Consider the following 16,752-nt stretch of genomic DNA (forward strand, 5'->3'; position numbering starts at 1 on the left):
ACGGCGGGGTGAGCGGGGGAAGGCCGTCGGCCTCCCCCGCTCACCGCTCCCGCGGAACGCGGCGTCGCGCGGGGCCGGCACCCGGGGACCGCGGCGGCACGGAGCAGGGGTCAGCGGACCCGGCCACGCGGCTTGAGGTGTGTGGGCGGGAGTTCGGGGGCGGGCAGCGGAGCGCCGTCGTATCCCTTCACCTCGCCGAACCTCGTCCCCCGCGTCCAGTCCTCCCGAGCCTGGGCGATCTCCTCGTGGGACCGTCCGATCCAGTTCCAGAACATGACGATCTCCTCCTCGAACGGCTCGCCGCCCAGGAGCATCAGGCCGGCGTCCGAGAGGGCCCGCAGGGGGAGCTCCGTGCGGCCGCAGCCGAGGTAGAGCATCGAGCCGGGGAGGACGGGGACGCCGTCGACGTGGGCCTCGCCCGACATCGACAGGACCGCGTACTCGAAGTCCGGCTCCAGCGGGAGACTCGTCTCCGCGCCCGCCGCGAGGGCGAGGTCGGCGCCGATCAGCGGGCTGTAGGTGGTGCCCGGGGACCGCGCGCCGTCGAGTTCGCCCATGATCACCGTGGCCGTCAGGCCGGGGGCGGTGACCTGCGGGAGCGTCGTGTGGTGCTGGAAGTGCGGCTCGACGTGGCGGTGGGCGTCCGGGAGCGCCACCCACAGCTGTGCGCCGTGCAGGTAGCGGGCGTGCGACCTGGGGCTCTCCTCGGAGTGCGAGATCGCCCTGCCCGAGGTCATCAGACCCAGCTCGCGCGGGCGGATCGTCTCGAGGCTGCCGGTGCTGTCGCGGTGCAGCACCTCGCCGTCATGGAGCCAGCTCACCGTCTGGAGCCCCATGTGCGGGTGCGGCGGGACCTGCATCCCGGGCTCGTCGGCGATGTCATCGGGACCGTAGTGATCGACGAACGCCCAGGCGCCGACCATGCGGCGGCCGAGGTTCGGGAGCAGGCGGCGGACTTCGGTCGACTCGCCGAGCTGGACACGGCGGGGGCTGAGGAGTTCCCGTACCGGCTCGGCGACGACGAAGCCGCGGCCGCCGCAGACGCTGAGGGCGGCCTGACGATCAAGATTGCTCATGACGCTCAACCTATTCCTCTCCGGGGACGACGTGGGCGTGTCTCCACACGGAAGTTCACAGCGGCCACGTAGTGGAATCTTCAACCACTCTACGGTGTTGACGGAAGTGCCGCCCCACCGGACGGCAGCGTAGGGATCCCACGAGGGAGCGCAAGTGAACGACACGTACCACGAGTTCGGAACAGCCGGTGAGCGCTGGGACCGCGCCCAGCTGTTCTTCGAGGCGAAGGAGTACCTGACGGCCGTCCGCATCCTGCGCGGACTGGTCGCCGAGCACCCCGAGCAGACCGCGCAGCGCCTCCTGCTCGCCCGCGCCTACTACCACTCCGCGCAGCTCTCCCGCGCCGAGACCGAGCTGCGCGCCGTCCTCGACCGGGACCCGGTGGAGCAGTACGCCCGGCTGATGCTCGGCCGCACCCTGGAGCGCCAGGGACGGGCGGCCGAAGCCGCTCCCCATCTGCGGCTCGCGGCCGCGATGGCCGGTGAGCAGCTCGGCTGAGCCCGTGGCCGCTCCCCCGAAGGGCGACGGCCCGCGCGAGGCGACCGGGGCGATTGGGTAAGGTCGTCGCGGGAGGTTCGAGTCGTGCGTACGGGACGAGCGGGACGCGGCAACACACGAGCGGGCGGCGCCGTGGCGCAGCTGCTGCTCGTGGTGGTGCTGGCCCTCGGCGTCTTCGTGATGCACGCCGTGGGCCACCCGGAGAGCCCGTCGGACGCCGCGGCGGACGGCATGACGCATGTCTCCGCCACCACCCACCAGACGGGCGACGAGGCGCCGGTCTCCTCCCACGACGGCGGCATGGATATGGACATGACCACGCTCTGCGTGGCGGTCCTCGGCATCTGGGCGCTGGCGCGGTTCGTCCTCGCCGCGCTCGGGCGCCGTCCCGACTGGACGGCTCGGCTCCTCGGCCGACTCACCCACGCACCGGGGCCGAACGCCCCGCCGCCGATACCTCCCGACCTCGCCCAGCTGTCCGTTCTGCGGATCTAGGCCGAACCGCCACCGCGGGCACTTCGTGCTGCCCGCAGAAGCGTCGGTTCAGCCATTTCCGCGCGTACGCGTCGCTCGCGTACGCCGTACGACAGCACACGAGGTGTGACACATGCGTGCCTTCGACAACCCCACCAGCAGGAAGCTCGCGCTCGCCGGCGCCGTGACCGCCGCGGCGCTCCTGCTCTCCGCCTGCGGCTCCGGTACCTCCACGAGCGGGATGGACCACGGCGCGGGGACCAGCGCGTCCCCCACCGCCGCCCCTTCCGCCTTCTCCGGCGCCCCGGGCGCCTTCAACGACGCCGACGTGGCGTTCGCGCAGGCGATGATCCCGCACCACGAGCAGGCCCTCGCGATGGCGGAGCTCGCCGACGGACGGGCCGAGGACTCCGGCATCAGGAAGATCGTCGCCGACGTCGAGAAGGCCCAGGATCCCGAGATCCGGAAGATGAGGTCCTGGCTCAAGGGCTGGGGCAGGCCGGAGTCGGCCGCTCAGGGCGGTCACGGCGGCGCCCACGGCGGTCATGACATGGCCGGAATGATGTCCGAGCAGGACATGAAGGACCTGGCGTCCCTCAAGGGCAGGGCCTTCGACCGGAAGTTCGCCGAGCTGATGATCGCCCATCACGACGGCGCCGTCGTGATGGCGAGGGCCGAGCAGAAGGACGGCCGCAACGAGACGGCGAAGAAGCTCGCCGACGACGTGGTGCGGACGCAGTCCGCCGAGATCACGGAGCTGCGGAAGATCCTCGGCCGTCTCTGACGGTCCGGCGTGCGGCGGCCCTCCGTTCCGGGAGGGCCGCCGCGTGCCTCAGCGGTCCGCGGCCGTATGGACGATCTCGCCGCCCACGACGACGGTCTCGGCCACCGTTCCCGGAATCAGTTCCGGGTCGACGCGGAGGATGTCGCGGGAGAGGACCACGAAGTCGGCCAGCTTGCCGACGCTCAGCGATCCGCGCTCGTCGTCGAGGAAGTTGGCGTACGCCGAACCCATCGTGTAGCCCTCGACGGCGGTGGCGACGTCGATCGTCTCCTCCGGGGTCCAGGGCTCGCCGCCGCCGTGGAGCGGCCGGCGGGTGACCGCCGTGTAGATCCCGACCATCGGATCCATCTCGGCGACGTTCCAGTCGCTGGAGAGGGCGAGGACGGCTCCCGCGGCATGGAGGCTGCGCAGGGGCCACGCCTTGTGCCAGCGGTCGGGGCCGATGTTCTCCGCCCAGTCCTGGCCCGGGCCCGCGATGTCGGGCGCCGCGTGCCGGGGCTGCATGCAGGCGACCACACCGAGCTCGGCGAAGCGCGGGGTGTCGGCGGGGTCGAGGCACTCGACGTGGACGACCTGATGGCGGGCGTCGCGCTCTCCGTTGACGGCGCGGGCGCGGGCGACGGCGTCGAGGACCGTGCGGATGCCGCGGTCGCCGGTGGCATGCACGAAGCACTGGAAGCCGCGCGCGTCGAGCGCCGTGAGCAGGTCGGCGAACTCCTCCGGCGGGTAGAACGTGTCGCCGCGGTGGTGTCCGCACCCGGCGTACGGTTCGAGGAGGGCGGCCGTGCGGGGCTCGACGACGTCGTCGATGTACAGCTTGAGCGGGCCGACGCGGAAGCGTTCGTCGTCGAACTTCCTTGCCGCGGCGGCGAACTCGTCGAGGTCGCCCTCGGTGGTGCCGCGCGGGTGGAAGAGCGCGGCGACGATCCGGGAGCGGAGCCGTCCCTCGGCGCGGGCGCGCTCGAAGAGGGCGAGGTCGTCGAGGGAGTTCTGGGGTTCGACGACGGTGGTGATGCCGTAGCCGACGGCGTCGTCGAGGCTCTTGGCCAGCCGGCCGTACTGGCGGTCCGGCGCGGCCCACGGCACGCCGAGTTCGCGCAGTGCGCGGTGGCCCGCGCGGGAGAGCCCCTTGATCGCGAAGTCCGTGACGAACCCGGTGGGTTCGCCGGTCTCGGGGTCCGTCACGGCGGTGCCGAACGGCACGTCGACATGGTCCCGGTCGATGCCGAGACGGCTCAGGGCGGCGGTGTTGAGCCAGGCGGTGTGCACGTCGTAGCTGAGGACGAGTGCGGGGGTGTCACCGGTGACGGGGTCGAGATCGGCGGCCGTCGGCATCCGGCCGCCGGGGATCGCCGAGTAGTCGAACGCCTCGGCCTCGATCCAGGGGGCGTCGGGGTGGTCCGTGTGCCAGGCGCGGATCCGCTGGTGGATCTCGTCGAGGGTGCGGGCGCCGGCGAGCTGGACGCAGGCGTCGTCGGATCCCAGGCGTACGTGGTTGTGGGCGTCGATGAACCCGGGCAGGACGAGCCGGCCCCCCGCGTCGATGATCCGGGTGTCGGGTCCGACCCAGACGGCCGCGTCGGCGTCCGCGCCGAGCCAGACGATCCGTCCGTCGCGCACGGCGAGCGCTTCGGCCTCGGGCCGGCCGGGGTCGACGGTGTGGACCCTGGCCCGGGTGACGACGAGATCGGCGGGGGTGGTGCTGCTGTTCATGGGTACGGACTCCAGCTTCTTTCAGGGGTGTTACGGCCGCGCCGGGGTGACGTCGCGGCGGGCGAGGAGGACGTAGACGACCGCGGAGACGACCGCGCCGAGGAGGGTGAGGTCGGCGCCGCCGAGCGGGGCGACGAGCGGACCGGTCCAAAGCTCCGAGTCGCAGGTGAGGGCGGCGAAGACCATCCCGGCGAGCAGGGCGGCGATCCCGGCCGGGTGCCAGCCGGAGCGGTACCAGTAGCCGCCGTCCGGGCCCGCGTGCAGGGCGGCGGAGTCGTAGGCGCAGCGGCGCAGGACCATGTCGGCGAGGAAGACACCGCCCCAGGGGGCGAAGACGATGATCAGGAGGGAGAGGAACGCGAGGAGCGAGGTGGTGAAGTCGGTGAGGAAGAGGGCGCCGAGGGAGCCGAGGGCGGTGACGGCGGCGCTGATCACGATGGCGCGGGCGCGGCTCCACGGGATGCCGAGGACCTGGAGGTTCAGGCTGGAGGAGTAGAGCGTGATGATCGAGTTGGTGACGGAGCCGCCGAGGATCAGGGCGAGGAAGAGCGGCTGGAACCAGCCCGGGAGCAGCCCTTCGGCACCGGCGACCGCGTCCGTCATGTCGGCCTGGGTCGCGGCGGCCACGCCCGCGACGCCCAGGGCGACCGAGGAGAGGAAGCCACCGAGCGCGCCGCTCCAGGTCAGGGCCTTGAGCGAGGTGGTCCGGGGCAGGTAGCGGGTGTAGTCGGCGGGCATCGGGAGGTACGAGAAGGGGCCCGCGAGCATGACGACGAAGGCGAGGCTCCAGCCGGCGGCGCCGGGCCCCTCGGCCGGTACGGCCGTGTCCGCGCCGGGGAGCACGAACACCAGCAGCCCCGCGAAGCCCAGGGCGAGGGCGTAGGCCATCCAGCGCTCGGCGAACTGGACGGTCGCGTGGCCCCACAGGGCGACGGCGAAGGTCAGCGCCAGGGTGACGAACAGGGCCGCGGCGCGTGAGGTCTGGCCGCCGCTCCAGCCGAGGTCGGCGAAGAGGGCGTCGAGGGCGAGGGTGCCGACGACCGTGTTGACGATGGTGTAGCCGATGCTGACGACCCAGTTGAGCAGCCCGGCGGGCCAGTTGCCGCGGACGCCGAAGGCCGCTCGGGATATGACGAGGGTGGCGGTGCCGGTGCGGACGCCGCTCAGTCCGGCGGCGCCGATCACGAAGAAGGAGAGCCCGCCGAGGACGACGACCGCGGTGGCCTGCCAGAAGGAGAGCCCGAAGGCGACGGCGAGAGCTCCGTTGATCACATAGGTGAAGGTGAGGTTGGAGCCGAACCAGAGCCAGAAGACGTCCTTGGCGCTTCCGTGGCGTTCGGCGTCCGGAATGGGGTCGATTCCGTGGCCCTCGACCTGGAAGACCTGGTCGCGGCGGACGTCCGCCGCTGTCTCCATCTGCACCATGCGCACTCCCCAGACTTTGAATGCCGTTCTAGAACTTAGAATGGCATTCAAGATGTGGGAGAGGGGTCCGCCGCGTCAAGACCCTGCGGGCCCCCGGTTAAAGTCGTGACCATCGGGCCAGGGGTGACGGAGGCGGAGCGGGTGGCAGGGGCAGCGCGGCGGCGGGACGGGCACATCGCCCAGGAACGGATGCTCGAGGAGGCCATGGCGGCCATCGGCGAGGGCGGGCTCGCTTCGCTGACCATGTCGGCGCTGGCCGAACGCCTGGGCACGAGCGGTGGCCACATCCTGTACTACTTCGGCAGCAAGGACCTGCTGCTCCTCGCCGTGCTGCGCTGGAGCGAGGCCGCCCTCGCCGAGGAGCGCCGGGCGCTGCTCGCGCGGCGGCTGACGGCGGAACGCAAGCTCGACCTGTTCCTGCGGCTCTACCTCCCGCGCGGCCCGCGCGATCCGCGCTGGACCCTCTGGATCGAGCTCTGGCCCCGCACGCCGGGGAACGAAGCCCTGCGCGAAGCCCAGCGGGAGCTGGACCGCGGCTGGCAGGAGGACCTGGAGGCGCTGCTCGCCAAGGGCGTGGCCCAGGCCCGGTTCGCGCCGATGGACGCGGCCGGCATCACGGCCCGCGCCTCCGAACTCCTCGCACTCCTGGACGGACTGAGCACGCGCGTGGTCCTCGGCGAGGATTCCGGAACGGACGCCCGCCCCGCCCTGGAGGCGGCCCGGGCGGCGGCGGACCTGCTGATCCCGAGGGCCTGAGGCGGGGACGTTCGGCGACCGGAGGTCCGGGCGGACGGGGCGGTCAGGCGGCCGGCGGGTCCGCCCAGGGCAGCGGCTCGACCGCGGCGAACGGCCACTCCGGCGCGTCGGGGTGGCGGCGGGACTGCTCGGCGTTCCAGCGGATCTGCTCGGTGTGCAGCGCGGGGCGCGAGAGCCGGGCGACCGCCGGGTACGAGGAGGCGAGGACCTGGGCCAGTTCCAGCGTGGCCTCCGCGTCGGACGCGGCCTCCCCGGGATGCGCGTGCGGGACGCCGTACCAGGCGGTGACGGCCCGCAGGGAGCGGGAGCCGGGGCGGTAGCGGTCGGCGTGGCGGTCCAGGACCAGGGGGTCGCAGACGGGTGCCACGCCGTGCGGGAGGCGGTCGGGCAGCGTGGGCACGCCGTGGCGGAGCAGTTCGGCGTGGAGCATGGTCAGGACGTAGGGGGCGAACCAGACGACGAGGATCTCGTTCGCCGCGAGATGGCCGGCGACCAGGGCGGCCAGCTCGTCCAGGGCCCGGGCGGCGGGCCTGCCCTCCGCCGTGGCGCGCTCGCGGGCGGCGCCGGAGGGCGTGCCGAGCGCCGGGGGCGGGACATCGGAGCCGGGATCCATGATCCAGTCTCCGGTGGCGCCGTCGCTCCCGCGCACCGCCGCGGTGAGGATCCTGTCGACGCCCGCCCGGTATCCGGTGGTCGTGATGTCCAGGGCCAGGAGCCGGCGCCGGTGCCAGCCCGGCAGATCCTGCCGGGGCGGCGGCGCGGGCTCCGGTACGTGCCCGGGGTGGAAGACCTGCCAGCCGCCGGCCGGACCGTGCCTGAGCACTCCGGCGCCGGCCGGCACGACCGCTCCGCAGACGGCGCAGGGCCCGTCGTGGTCGTTGGCGAGGTCGGGGGCCCCGGGGGTCACGACGTCCCCGCACCGTCCCGGTACGCCTCCAGGAGCCGCAGCCACGCCTCGCTCAGCGTCGGGTACGCGGGGACGGCGTGCCAGAGCCGCCCGATGGGGACCTCTCCCGCGACGGCGACGGTCGCCGAGTGGAGCAGTTCGCCGATGCCGGGTCCCACGAAGGTGACGCCGAGGACGGTCTCGCGGTCCAGGTCGACGACCATGCGGGCATGGCCGCGGTAGCCGTCCGCGTACAGGCCCGCGCCCGCCACGCCCGAGAGGTCGAGGTCGACGGCGCGGACCCGGTGTCCGGCGCGTTCGGCCTCGGCGAGGGAGAGGCCGACCGAGGCGCCCTCGGGGTCGGTGAAGACGACCTGCGGCACGGCCGCGTGGTCGGCGGTGGCCGTGTGCGCGCCCCAGCGTTCGGTCTCCGAGACCTCGGCCCCGGCGGCGCGGGCGACGATGGCGGCTCCGGCGATCCGGGCCTGGTACTTGCCCTGATGGGTCATCAGGACGCGGTGGTTGACGTCTCCGACGGCGTACAGCCAGTCGCTGCCGGTGACGCGGAGCGTGTCGTCCACCTGCAGCCAGGAGCCCGGCTCCAGGCCGACGGTCTCCAGTCCGATGTCGTCGGTGCGCGGGCGCCGGCCGGTGGCGAAAAGGACCTCGTCGCCCTCCACCCGGTCGCCGCCCTCCAGGACCACGGTGACCGGGCCCGTACTCCCGTCCCGTACGACGGCGGCGACGTCGACGCCGGTCCGGATGTCCGCGCCGCGTTCGGTGAGGGCGTCCGCGACGTGCTCGCCGACGAACGGCTCCATCCGGGGCAACAGCCCCTTGCCGCGCACCAGGACCGTCACCTGGGAGCCGAGGGCCTGCCAGGCGGTCGCCATCTCCGCGGCGACGACTCCCCCGCCGACCACGATCAGCCGGCCGGGTACGTGGTGGGAGCTGGTGGCCTCGCGGCTGGTCCAGGGCCTGGCCCCGGTCAGCCCGGGCAGATCGGGCAGCGCGGCACGGGTCCCGGTGCAGACGGCGACGGCGTGCCGGGCGGTGAGGAGGTGGTGCTCGCCCTCGGGTCCCTCCACGGCGACCTTGCGGGCGCCCCGCAGCCTGCCGTGGCCGCGGTGGAGCCGGGCGCCGGTGGAGTCGAGCCAGCGGACGGCGCCGTCGTCCTTCCAGTCGGAGACGTAGTAGTCGCGGTGCGCGAGCACGGCAGCCGCGTCCAGCGGCCCTTGGACCAGCTGGCGCAGCCCCGGCACCTTGCGGGCGTCGGAGCGCGCGATGGCCGGGCGGAGCAGCGTCTTGCTGGGCATGCACGCCCAGTACGAGCACTCGCCGCCGACCAGTTCGCTCTCCACGACCGCCACGCTCAGTCCGGCCGCCCGGGCCCGGTCCACCACGTTCTCGCCGACCGGGCCCGCCCCCAGGACGACCACGTCGTACTCGTGCTCCACCTCATGTGTCATGGGCCCCAGTCTGCTGGCAGGTGTGCGCCGGGGCCACAGGGGAAGGCGCGGCCGTGCACGCTCGGAAGGAGAGCCGTGCACGCGCCGGACAGCGCGGAGCGAGCGCGGAATAGCGCGGCTCGATACGCCGTTGTGCGGGGCGAGTCCCCAGGGGACCGTGAGGGACACCCGCCAGGAGACCCGGAGAGGTAGAGAGCATGAGCACTGTTGAGCTCACCAAGGAAAACTTCGACCAGATCGTGAGCGACAACGACTTCCTTCTGATCGACTTCTGGGCTTCCTGGTGCGGTCCGTGCCGTCAGTTCGCGCCGGTCTTCGAGGCGGCGTCGGAGCGGCACGAGGACCTGGTGTTCGCCAAGGTCGACACCGAGGCGCAGCAGGAGCTGGCCGCCGCGTTCGAGATCCGGTCGATCCCGACGCTGATGATCGTGCGCGACAACGTGGCCGTGTTCGCACAGCCCGGCGCTCTGCCGGAGGCCGCTCTGGAGGACGTGATCGGTCAGGCGCGCAAGCTCGACATGGACGAGGTGCGCAAGTCCATCGAGGACGCGAAGCAGCAGTAGCGGGGATCCGCGGGGGCGGTACGGGTGATCCCGTACCGCCCCTTTCGGCGTTCCCCGGCGGACGCGCGCGTCCGACCGCCCCGGATCAGCGCTCCAGGACCAGGGCCAGTCCCTGGCCGACGCCGATGCACAGCGCGGCGAGGCCGGTGCCCGAGCCCGCCGCGGCGAGCTGGTGGGCCACCGAGCCGGCGAGCCTCGCTCCGGAGGCGCCCAGCGGATGGCCGATGGCGATGGCGCCGCCGCGCGGGTTGACGATCTCGGGGTCGAGTTCCGGCCACTCGGCGAGGCAGCCGAGCGACTGGGCGGCGAACGCCTCGTTCAGCTCGAAGGTCGTCAGGTCGTCGAAGGAGCGTCCGGACTTCCCGAGCGCGCGCCGGACCGCCTCGACCGGTCCGAGCCCGAAGAGCTGGGGCTCGATCCCCGTGACGGCGGAGGCGCGGACGCGCGCCAGCGGCTCGCGCCCGGTCTCCCGCAGCCCCTCCTCGTCGACCAGGAGCAGGGCGGCGGCGCCGTCGTTGAGCGGCGAGGCGTTCCCCGCGGTCACGGTGCCGCCCTCGCGGCGGAACGAAGGCTTCAGCTTGGCGAGGGCCTCGATCGAGGTGGTGTCGCGGATGCACTCGTCACGGGCGAGGTCCACGTCCCCGTACGGCACGACCTCGCCGTCGTAGAGCCCCTTGCCCCACGCGGCGGCGGCCTTCTGGTGACTGGCCAGGGCGAACGCGTCCTGCTGCTCGCGGGTGATGCCGTGCTTGTCGGCGACGAGCTCCGCGCCCTCGCCGAGCGAGACGGTCCATTCGGCGGGCATCCGCGGGTTGGTCATGCGCCAGCCCAGCGTCGTGGAGTGCAGTTGCTGGTGACCGGCCGGGAAGGCGCGCTCCGGCTTCTGCAGGACCCAGGGGGCGCGGGACATCGACTCGACGCCGCCGGCGATCGCCACGGAGGCGTCGCCGAGCGCGATGGCGCGGGCGGCCTGGATGACCGCCTCGAGACCCGATCCGCAGAGGCGGTTCACCGTGACGCCCGGCACGGAGGTGGGGAGCCCGGCGAGCAGGACGGCCATGCGGGCCACGTCCCGGTTGTCCTCGCCCGCGCCGTTGGCGTCCCCGAAGCAGACGTCGTCGATCCGGGCCGGGTCGAGATCGGGCGTACGGTCGACGAGCGCCTTGACCACGTGCGCGGCGAGGTCGTCGGGCCGTACGGAGGAGAGCGCGCCCCCGAACTTGCCGATCGGCGTGCGGACGGCGTCGACGATGTAGACGTCGCGGATGCTCATCGGTTCTCTCCCACGTGACCTGCGGTGAAGCGTTCGCCTGGTGAATTTTCCTTCAGCGCCTTGCGCGGCGAGTCTCCGTCGGGCGGCGCCTCCTGTCAACGGTCGCACCCCCGTGACGCGTGGTGGACGAACCGACGCCGCCGGGCCCCGCGGGCGCTACCCCGTGGTGTGCCGGATCAGCGCCGTCAGTCCGTAGTCCAGCTCGCGGCCGTCGACCAAAAGCGCCTCGACCGTGCGTGTCTCGGGGTCGATGTCCGCCGCCAGGCCGTGTCCCTCGTAGCGCGGGTACCCGGTGGCCCCGGTCCGGCCGGTGGCCTCGACGACCGCCGAGCGGACCGCGCTGTCCTCGACGGACGCTCCGCCCCGGTCCTCCACGTGCTCGGGAACGAGAAGGATCTCGAAACGCCTCGGAAAGGTGCTCATGCCTCGACGCTAAGCCGCCACGGCCCCGAGCGCTCAGCCGGACTCCCGGGGCACGAGCTGCGAGGCCATCAGGTCCCTCGCCTCCGGGGTGCCCTCCGGATCGCGGACCGCGCCGTCGACGAGCTCGGCGAGGCGCCGGCCGATCACCATGTCGATCCGGACCGTGGTCAGCCGGGGCCGCAGCAGCCGCCCGAGCAGCAGATCGTCGCAGCCGACGACCGCCGTCTCCTCGGGGACGAGGACCCCGGCGTCCTGCAGGGCGCGCATCAGCAGCATCGCGTACTCGTCGTTGTAGGCGAAGACGGCGTCGAGCCCGAGCGCGCGCCACCTCCCGGCGAGCTCGTTCGCCGACTCCTCCTCGTACCGCAGCGGCAGGGGTACGACGACGGCGTCCGTTCCCGCCACCGCCTGGCGGGCGCCGTCGAGCCGCGGCCCCGAGAACATCTCCAGACCCGGCTCCTCGGGAACCACCACGCCGATCCGGCGCCTGCCGCGCCCGACCAGGTGCTCGGTGGCGACGCGCCCGACCCTCCCCTGGTCCATCACCAGCGCGTGCGTTCCTTCGACCCGCCGCGGGCCGACGGTGATCACGGCCTTCGCGCCGGAGCGCTTGAGGATCTCCACACCGTTCGGGGTCAGCTCGACCTCGCCGAAGGAGACCACCGCGACCGGACGGAGCTCCGCCCAGGCACGGGCGGCCTCGTCCCCGTCCAGACCGAGACTGCCGTACTGCACCACGGTGTAGTCGAGTCGGCGCAGCGCCCACTGGAGTTCGTTGAGGAAGGTGCCGTAGAGCGGGCCGACCGGCACCCGCGCGGTCGGCAACAGAACCATCCGGCTGTGACCGGCGCGCAGGCTGCGGGCCGCGGCGTGGGGCACGTAGCCGAGCTCCTCCGCCGCCTCCCGCACCCGCCGGCGCGTCGGCTCGCTGATCCGCACGGCCTCGGTGTTGTTGAGCACGTACGACACGGTCGCTCTGGACACGCCCGCGAGGCGGGCGACGTCGGCACTGGTCGGGACGGCACGTCCGGCGGACTGTCTGGGTGACTGGCTCATCGCTCCGGCATCCTTCCAGACCGGTCCTGCCCGGGGAACGGCGGATGGCCGGAACCGGGTACCGCACCCCGCCGCGCCTCGTCGCCGCCGTACTGTCGGTGCTCGGCGCGCTCGCCGTGCGCCCGATCCGTACCCGCGCCGAAGACGAGAAGACGACACCGAGAGGCATCGACGTGCGACTCAACTCCACCACCTGGGGATCCGGTGACCGCATCGCGCTGCTGGTCCACGGCATCATGGCCGACCACCGCACCTGGCGGCAGGTCGGACCGGCCCTGGCCGAACGCGGCTACCGGGTGATCGCCGTGGATCTGCGCGGTCACGGCCTGAGTCCGCGCGCCGAGGGCCCCGGCGGCTACCGCCCGTCGGACTACGCCGACGACCTCGTCGAGAACCTTCCCGCCGGGATCGAGTTGGCGCTCGGCCACTCGCTCGGCGCACTCGCCCTCGCGACCGCCGTGGACCGGCTCGCGCCGCGCCGCGCGGTCTACTCCGACCCGGCATGGCACCTGCCGGCCGGTGAGGAGGGCTACCGCCCGGAGATGTTCACCCAGGGCAAGGCGCTCACCCGTGACCACATCAGGATCCTCAACCGCCGCTGGGCGGAGGTGGATCTCGACATCGAGGTCGAGACGCTGCGGCTCTGGGACGAGCGGACCGCCCATGGTCTGGTGGACGTCGTCGGCCTGGACATGTGGCCCGGGCCCCCGGCGGTCCCCTCCCTGGTCACGCTCGCCGACCCGAGCTTCGTGGTCCCCGCCGACAAGGCGCGGATGCTCAAGGAGCGCGGGTTCGAACTCCGTACGGTGGCGGGCGCGGGTCACACGATCCACCGGGACGACTTCGACGGGTTCATGACGGCCCTGGAAGGCTGGATCTGACGTACCGTGTGGTCATGGACGACGTCTCGATGGTGGGATTGCTCGGCCGGGTGACCGGCACCGTCGGGCCCGGCCTCGTCGGCGAGGTGATCGTCCGGATCCGGGGCGGCGCCGAGCACTTCCTCGCCCGTGCCGCCGATCCCCGGGAGCGGATCGAGACCGGAACGGTCGTGATGGTCATGGAACATCTCCCTCCACGCACCGTCTATGTCACAGCCGCGTACGACAGTTGACCGACCCGTTGAGCGCCTGCCGTGAGGAGGCGCACACTCCCTTCACCGGATCCGCACGGCTCCGGTGAAGGGGGAGCTGCCCATGGGCATCGGCATCCTGGTGGGCGGCGCGATCGGCGCCGTCCTCGTTCTCATCGCACTGTTCAAACTGATGTGGCGCGTCGCGGAACCCAACGAGGCGCTCATCATCTCCGGCTCCAACCACAAGATGGAGGGGCTCGGCGAGGGGATGGGCTTCCGGATCGTCACCGGGCGCGGCACGCTCGTGCTGCCGGGGGTCCAGGCGGTACGGAAACTCTCGCTCGACCTCAACGAGACCCAGCTGCAGGTGGAATGCGTCACCCACCAGGGCATTCCGCTCAAGGTCCGGGGTGTGGTGATCTTCAAGGTGGGCGACGACTTCGTGTCGATCGCCAACGCGGCCCGTCGTTTCCTCGACCAGCAGAAGCTGATGTCGGAGCGGGTGCACATCGTCTTCGCCGGTCATCTGCGCGCCATCGTCGGCGGGTTGACGGTGGAGGACATGATCCGTGACCGGGAGAAGCTGACCGGACAGGCCCGTTCGGCCTGTGGCACGGAGATGGAGAAGCTGGGTCTGATCGTCGACTCGCTGCAGATCCACGAGATCGAGGACCCGACCGGATACATCAAGAACCTGGCCGCGCCGCATGCCGCGGCGGTCCAGCGTGATGCCCGCATCGCGCAGGCGGAGGCCAACAGGCGGGCGACGGAGGCCGAACAGCAGGCCGCGGCCCGCATGTCGGAGGCGACCCGGGACAGCGAGATCCTGCAGGCCGGCTATCAGGCCGAGCGGGACCAGGCTTCCGCCAAGGCCCGGCAGGCCGGTCCGCTGGCCGAGGCCGGGGCGCGGCAGGAGGTCGTCGTCCAGGAGACCCGGGTCGCCGAGCTGGAGGCGCACCGGAAGGAGCAACAGCTCCAGGCGGATGTCCGCAAGCCCGCGGACGCCGAGGCGTACACGACCCGGACGCGGGCCGACGCCGAGCGCGACGCCCGGATCTCGGCGGCGCAGGCGGAGGCCAAGGAGACCGAGCTGGCCAGTGCCGCGAAGGCGGCGGCGACCCGGCTGACCGGTGAGGCGGAGGCGGCGGCCCAGCAGGCGAAGGGGCTCGCGATCGCCGAGTCGACCCGGGCGAAGGGTCTCGCCGAGGCCGAGTCGATCAAGGCGAGGGCGGCGGCCCTCGCCGAGAACCAGGAGGCGGTGGTCGCGCAGCAGCTGGCCGAGAAGTGGCCGGAGATCGTCGAGGCGGGCGCCTCCGCCTTCGGCAACGTGGACCAGATGGTCCTGCTGAACGGCGCCGACGGCATGGCCGAGATGTTCGCCAAGGCGCTGACCATGGGCGGGACGGGCCTCGGTCTGGCCCGTCAGCTGCTCGCCACGATGGGTCCGGACGCCCGGGCCTCGGACGCTCCCTCGCCGAACGGCGCGGCGCCGCCCGCGCCCCGGGCGGAGGCGATCCCGGTCGGCGACGACCGGGTGTAGCCGCCCGGTCGCGTCGTGCGGCCGGTCGCCCTTGGCCGCACGACGACGGGGCCGGACGACGACGGGCCGCACGACTGGCCGCACGACTGGCCGCACGACGACGGGCCGGGCCCGGCGCCTCCTCGGCGCCGGGCCCGGTCGCGCGTCCACGTCCGGCCTCCCTCACGCAGGGACGGCTCGGGCGGGTGGAAGATCGGTCGTGCGAAAGTCAGTTGTGGCCGAACTTCCGCTCCTTCTTGTGGGAGACCTGCTCGATGATCGGCCGCGGGGTCTCGCGTACGGTCGGCGTCTGTTCCTTCGTCGCCTCGGTCCTGTGCTCGTGACCGCCCGTACGGGCACCGCGGTTCACCCGGGTCTGTTTCTTGCCCACGATCGTGCCTCCTGACAGCGAAAATCGGACGCTGGGGCCGATTTCAGCCTCGCACGCGAGTGCGAACACCGCATGTCAGGGACGACGCTCCCGGCCGGGGGCCTACGGTGGCCCCGTGACGACCTTCCCGTACTCCACGACCGAGGCCGACCCGCAGGCGATCGGCCCCGTCCGCACGTCCTACGCCCCCGACCGCGACGGCGACCCGGACCCCGGGGAGATCGTGTGGACCTGGGTGCCCTTCGAGGAGAACGACGGACGCGGCAAGGACCGTCCCGTGCTCGTGGTGGCCCGGGAGGAGGCCGGGACGCTGCTCGCCGTGCAGCTGTCCAGCAAGCGGCACGACGGTGACCGCGAGTGGGTGGCCATCGGGGTCGGTGACTGGGACAGCGCGCGGCGTGAGTCCTGGGTGGACCTCGACCGTGTGCTGCGGGTCCACGAGACGGGGATGCGCCGGGAGGCGTGCGCCCTGGACCGGTCCCGCTTCGACCGGGTCGTGGAGCGCCTGATCGAGCGGTACGGCTGGTCGTAGCCGGTCAGGCGCCCGCCAGCACCCGCTGGAAGGCTCCGAGCGTGGTCCGGTCCCTGGTGCGGTCGAGGATCGCGAAGACGATCTCGTCGAAGTGGCCCGCGAAGCGGCCTCCGCCCGTCAGGAGCGCGCGGAAGGCGGCGGCGACCTCGGCCGGGTCGTTCTGGAAGACGCCGCAGCCCCAGGCGCCGAGGACGAGCCGCCGGTAGCCGCCGGCCACGGCCGTCTCCAGGACGCGTTCGGCGCGGGCCGCGAGCACGGCGGGGACACGGTCGGCGAGCTCGGGGGTCTGCCGGCGGATCACCCCCGCGTTGGGCGCGGGCGAGGTGAGGAAGCCGACCGTGAACGGCTCGCCCAGAAGCCCGCCGCGGTCGTCGCGGAAGACCGGGACCCCCGGAGAGAGGATCACGCGGTCCGAGTAGAAGGCGTCCCTCTCCGCGCGGTGGTGCGCGTAGTACTCGGGAGCGCGCAGCAGGGTGGTGTAGAGGGCGGAGGCCCGGCAGACGGCCTCTTCCTGGGCCTGTGCGCCGTTGAGGTACCCGCCGCCGGGGTTGCGGGCGGAGGCGAAGTTCAGGACGGCCACCGGGCCGGCGTCGGCCCTGGTCATCCGGCGCGCGGCGACGAGGCTGCTCTCGTCGGTGACCGTGATGGCGGTGGTCCGGCCGGGGTCCTCGGCGAGGGGGACGGAAACGGGTTCGGGGCCGTAGAGCCGGGTGCCGGCCACGGCCGCGTTCAGCTCCGCCTCGATCGAGACCATCCGCCCGCCGGGGGCCCGGTAGCGGCCCTTCTCGACGATCTCCTCGGTCTCCTTCGCGATCCCCCGCAGTCGTGCGCTCATGGA

Annotated in this window: 19 protein-coding genes; 9 read left to right on the forward strand and 10 right to left on the reverse strand. The window is 72.9% G+C overall.

The window, feature by feature from the left end; genetic code table 11:
- Nucleotides 1-110: 110 nt before the first annotated feature.
- The gene (locus AB0D99_RS00085) at nt 111-1,076 is read right to left on the reverse strand and encodes a pirin family protein (RefSeq protein ID WP_362354883.1); all 966 of its coding nucleotides are present in this window, start codon (nt 1,074-1,076) and stop codon (nt 111-113) included.
- A 154-nt stretch (nt 1,077-1,230) separates the two neighbouring features.
- Between AB0D99_RS00085 and AB0D99_RS00090 the strand changes: the two genes are divergently transcribed.
- The 3 genes from AB0D99_RS00090 to AB0D99_RS00100 all read left to right on the forward strand — a co-directional run bounded on the left by AB0D99_RS00090 (nt 1,231) and on the right by AB0D99_RS00100 (nt 2,833).
- A complete protein-coding gene (locus tag AB0D99_RS00090) occupies nt 1,231-1,575 on the forward strand; it encodes a tetratricopeptide repeat protein (RefSeq protein WP_362354886.1) in 345 nt (114 codons plus the stop codon).
- Between the two features lie 84 nt (nt 1,576-1,659).
- A complete protein-coding gene (locus AB0D99_RS00095; protein WP_362354889.1) occupies nt 1,660-2,070 on the forward strand; it encodes a DUF6153 family protein in 411 nt (136 codons plus the stop codon).
- A gap of 112 nt (nt 2,071-2,182) precedes the next feature.
- Nucleotides 2,183-2,833 (forward strand): DUF305 domain-containing protein, encoded by a 651-nt coding sequence (locus AB0D99_RS00100; RefSeq protein ID WP_362354892.1) that lies wholly within the window; start codon nt 2,183-2,185, stop codon nt 2,831-2,833.
- A 48-nt stretch (nt 2,834-2,881) separates the two neighbouring features.
- Here the strand turns inward: AB0D99_RS00100 and AB0D99_RS00105 are convergent, their stop codons facing one another.
- Nucleotides 2,882-4,546 (reverse strand): amidohydrolase, encoded by a 1,665-nt coding sequence (locus tag AB0D99_RS00105; protein ID WP_362354895.1) that lies wholly within the window; start codon nt 4,544-4,546, stop codon nt 2,882-2,884.
- 30 nt (nt 4,547-4,576) lie between these two features.
- Entirely contained in the window at nt 4,577-5,971 is a 1,395-nt protein-coding gene (locus tag AB0D99_RS00110; protein WP_362354897.1) for a cytosine permease, read from the reverse strand.
- Nucleotides 5,972-6,112: 141 nt separating this feature from the next.
- On the opposite strand from AB0D99_RS00110, the gene AB0D99_RS00115 reads away from it, so the two are divergent.
- A complete protein-coding gene (locus AB0D99_RS00115) occupies nt 6,113-6,727 on the forward strand; it encodes a TetR/AcrR family transcriptional regulator (protein WP_362356001.1) in 615 nt (204 codons plus the stop codon).
- A 43-nt stretch (nt 6,728-6,770) separates the two neighbouring features.
- Here AB0D99_RS00115 and AB0D99_RS00120 read toward each other — a convergent pair whose 3' ends face one another.
- The gene (locus AB0D99_RS00120; RefSeq protein ID WP_362354900.1) at nt 6,771-7,634 is read right to left on the reverse strand and encodes a 3'-5' exonuclease; all 864 of its coding nucleotides are present in this window, start codon (nt 7,632-7,634) and stop codon (nt 6,771-6,773) included.
- Nucleotides 7,631-9,082: an NAD(P)/FAD-dependent oxidoreductase gene (locus AB0D99_RS00125; RefSeq protein WP_362354902.1), complete on the reverse strand. Its 1,452-nt coding sequence runs from the start codon at nt 9,080-9,082 to the stop codon at nt 7,631-7,633. Before AB0D99_RS00125 ends, AB0D99_RS00120 begins: the two co-directional genes overlap by 4 nt.
- A 197-nt stretch (nt 9,083-9,279) precedes the next feature.
- On the opposite strand from AB0D99_RS00125, the gene trxA reads away from it, so the two are divergent.
- Nucleotides 9,280-9,645, forward strand: coding sequence for a thioredoxin (gene trxA, locus AB0D99_RS00130; protein WP_362354905.1), 366 nt, complete (start codon nt 9,280-9,282; stop codon nt 9,643-9,645).
- Nucleotides 9,646-9,730: 85 nt separating this feature from the next.
- Here trxA and AB0D99_RS00135 read toward each other — a convergent pair whose 3' ends face one another.
- From AB0D99_RS00135 to AB0D99_RS00145, 3 genes are all read right to left on the reverse strand, one after another.
- On the reverse strand, nt 9,731-10,918 hold the full coding sequence (locus AB0D99_RS00135) for a thiolase family protein (protein WP_362354908.1): 1,188 nt from the start codon (nt 10,916-10,918) through the stop codon (nt 9,731-9,733).
- 156 nt (nt 10,919-11,074) lie between these two features.
- Entirely contained in the window at nt 11,075-11,341 is a 267-nt protein-coding gene (locus AB0D99_RS00140; protein ID WP_362354911.1) for a hypothetical protein, read from the reverse strand.
- Between the two features lie 33 nt (nt 11,342-11,374).
- Nucleotides 11,375-12,397, reverse strand: coding sequence for a LacI family DNA-binding transcriptional regulator (locus AB0D99_RS00145; protein ID WP_362354914.1), 1,023 nt, complete (start codon nt 12,395-12,397; stop codon nt 11,375-11,377).
- 173 nt (nt 12,398-12,570) lie between these two features.
- On the opposite strand from AB0D99_RS00145, the gene AB0D99_RS00150 reads away from it, so the two are divergent.
- The 3 genes from AB0D99_RS00150 (at nt 12,571) to AB0D99_RS00160 (ending at nt 15,012) form a co-directional block, all read left to right on the forward strand.
- Nucleotides 12,571-13,278, forward strand: a complete 708-nt coding sequence (locus tag AB0D99_RS00150; protein ID WP_362356004.1) for an alpha/beta fold hydrolase — start codon at nt 12,571-12,573, stop codon at nt 13,276-13,278.
- A 14-nt stretch (nt 13,279-13,292) separates the two neighbouring features.
- Nucleotides 13,293-13,511, forward strand: a complete 219-nt coding sequence (locus AB0D99_RS00155) for a hypothetical protein (RefSeq protein ID WP_362354917.1) — start codon at nt 13,293-13,295, stop codon at nt 13,509-13,511.
- A gap of 82 nt (nt 13,512-13,593) precedes the next feature.
- A complete protein-coding gene (locus AB0D99_RS00160) occupies nt 13,594-15,012 on the forward strand; it encodes an SPFH domain-containing protein (RefSeq protein ID WP_362354920.1) in 1,419 nt (472 codons plus the stop codon).
- A 208-nt stretch (nt 15,013-15,220) separates the two neighbouring features.
- On the opposite strand, the gene AB0D99_RS00165 is transcribed toward AB0D99_RS00160, so the two are convergent.
- A complete protein-coding gene (locus AB0D99_RS00165; RefSeq protein ID WP_362354923.1) occupies nt 15,221-15,382 on the reverse strand; it encodes a hypothetical protein in 162 nt (53 codons plus the stop codon).
- A 115-nt stretch (nt 15,383-15,497) separates the two neighbouring features.
- Here AB0D99_RS00165 and AB0D99_RS00170 point away from each other — a divergent pair, with 115 nt between their 5' ends.
- A complete protein-coding gene (locus tag AB0D99_RS00170; RefSeq protein WP_362354927.1) occupies nt 15,498-15,914 on the forward strand; it encodes a type II toxin-antitoxin system PemK/MazF family toxin in 417 nt (138 codons plus the stop codon).
- Nucleotides 15,915-15,918: 4 nt separating this feature from the next.
- On the opposite strand, the gene AB0D99_RS00175 is transcribed toward AB0D99_RS00170, so the two are convergent.
- Entirely contained in the window at nt 15,919-16,749 is an 831-nt protein-coding gene (locus tag AB0D99_RS00175; RefSeq protein WP_362354930.1) for a TIGR02452 family protein, read from the reverse strand.
- Nucleotides 16,750-16,752: the final 3 nt, after the last annotated feature.

The organism is Streptomyces sp. NPDC047971 (assembly GCF_040653355.1).
Classification (GTDB): domain Bacteria; phylum Actinomycetota; class Actinomycetes; order Streptomycetales; family Streptomycetaceae; genus Streptomyces.

What these genes read in the sequence shown, in the direction of transcription:
- AB0D99_RS00100 (WP_362354892.1), top strand. Translation starts at nt 2,183, where the DNA reads ATGCGTGCCTTCGACAACCCCACCAGCAGGAAGCTCGCGCTCGCCGGC.
- AB0D99_RS00110 (WP_362354897.1), bottom strand. Translation starts at nt 5,971, where the DNA reads ATGGTGCAGATGGAGACAGCGGCGGACGTCCGCCGCGACCAGGTCTTC.
- AB0D99_RS00135 (WP_362354908.1), bottom strand. Translation starts at nt 10,918, where the DNA reads ATGAGCATCCGCGACGTCTACATCGTCGACGCCGTCCGCACGCCGATC.
- AB0D99_RS00155 (WP_362354917.1), top strand. Translation starts at nt 13,293, where the DNA reads ATGGACGACGTCTCGATGGTGGGATTGCTCGGCCGGGTGACCGGCACC.
- trxA (WP_362354905.1), top strand. Translation starts at nt 9,280, where the DNA reads ATGAGCACTGTTGAGCTCACCAAGGAAAACTTCGACCAGATCGTGAGC.
- AB0D99_RS00085 (WP_362354883.1), bottom strand. Translation starts at nt 1,076, where the DNA reads ATGAGCAATCTTGATCGTCAGGCCGCCCTCAGCGTCTGCGGCGGCCGC.
- AB0D99_RS00160 (WP_362354920.1), top strand. Translation starts at nt 13,594, where the DNA reads ATGGGCATCGGCATCCTGGTGGGCGGCGCGATCGGCGCCGTCCTCGTT.
- AB0D99_RS00105 (WP_362354895.1), bottom strand. Translation starts at nt 4,546, where the DNA reads ATGAACAGCAGCACCACCCCCGCCGATCTCGTCGTCACCCGGGCCAGG.
- AB0D99_RS00140 (WP_362354911.1), bottom strand. Translation starts at nt 11,341, where the DNA reads ATGAGCACCTTTCCGAGGCGTTTCGAGATCCTTCTCGTTCCCGAGCAC.
- AB0D99_RS00145 (WP_362354914.1), bottom strand. Translation starts at nt 12,397, where the DNA reads ATGAGCCAGTCACCCAGACAGTCCGCCGGACGTGCCGTCCCGACCAGT.
- AB0D99_RS00125 (WP_362354902.1), bottom strand. Translation starts at nt 9,082, where the DNA reads ATGACACATGAGGTGGAGCACGAGTACGACGTGGTCGTCCTGGGGGCG.
- AB0D99_RS00175 (WP_362354930.1), bottom strand. Translation starts at nt 16,749, where the DNA reads ATGAGCGCACGACTGCGGGGGATCGCGAAGGAGACCGAGGAGATCGTC.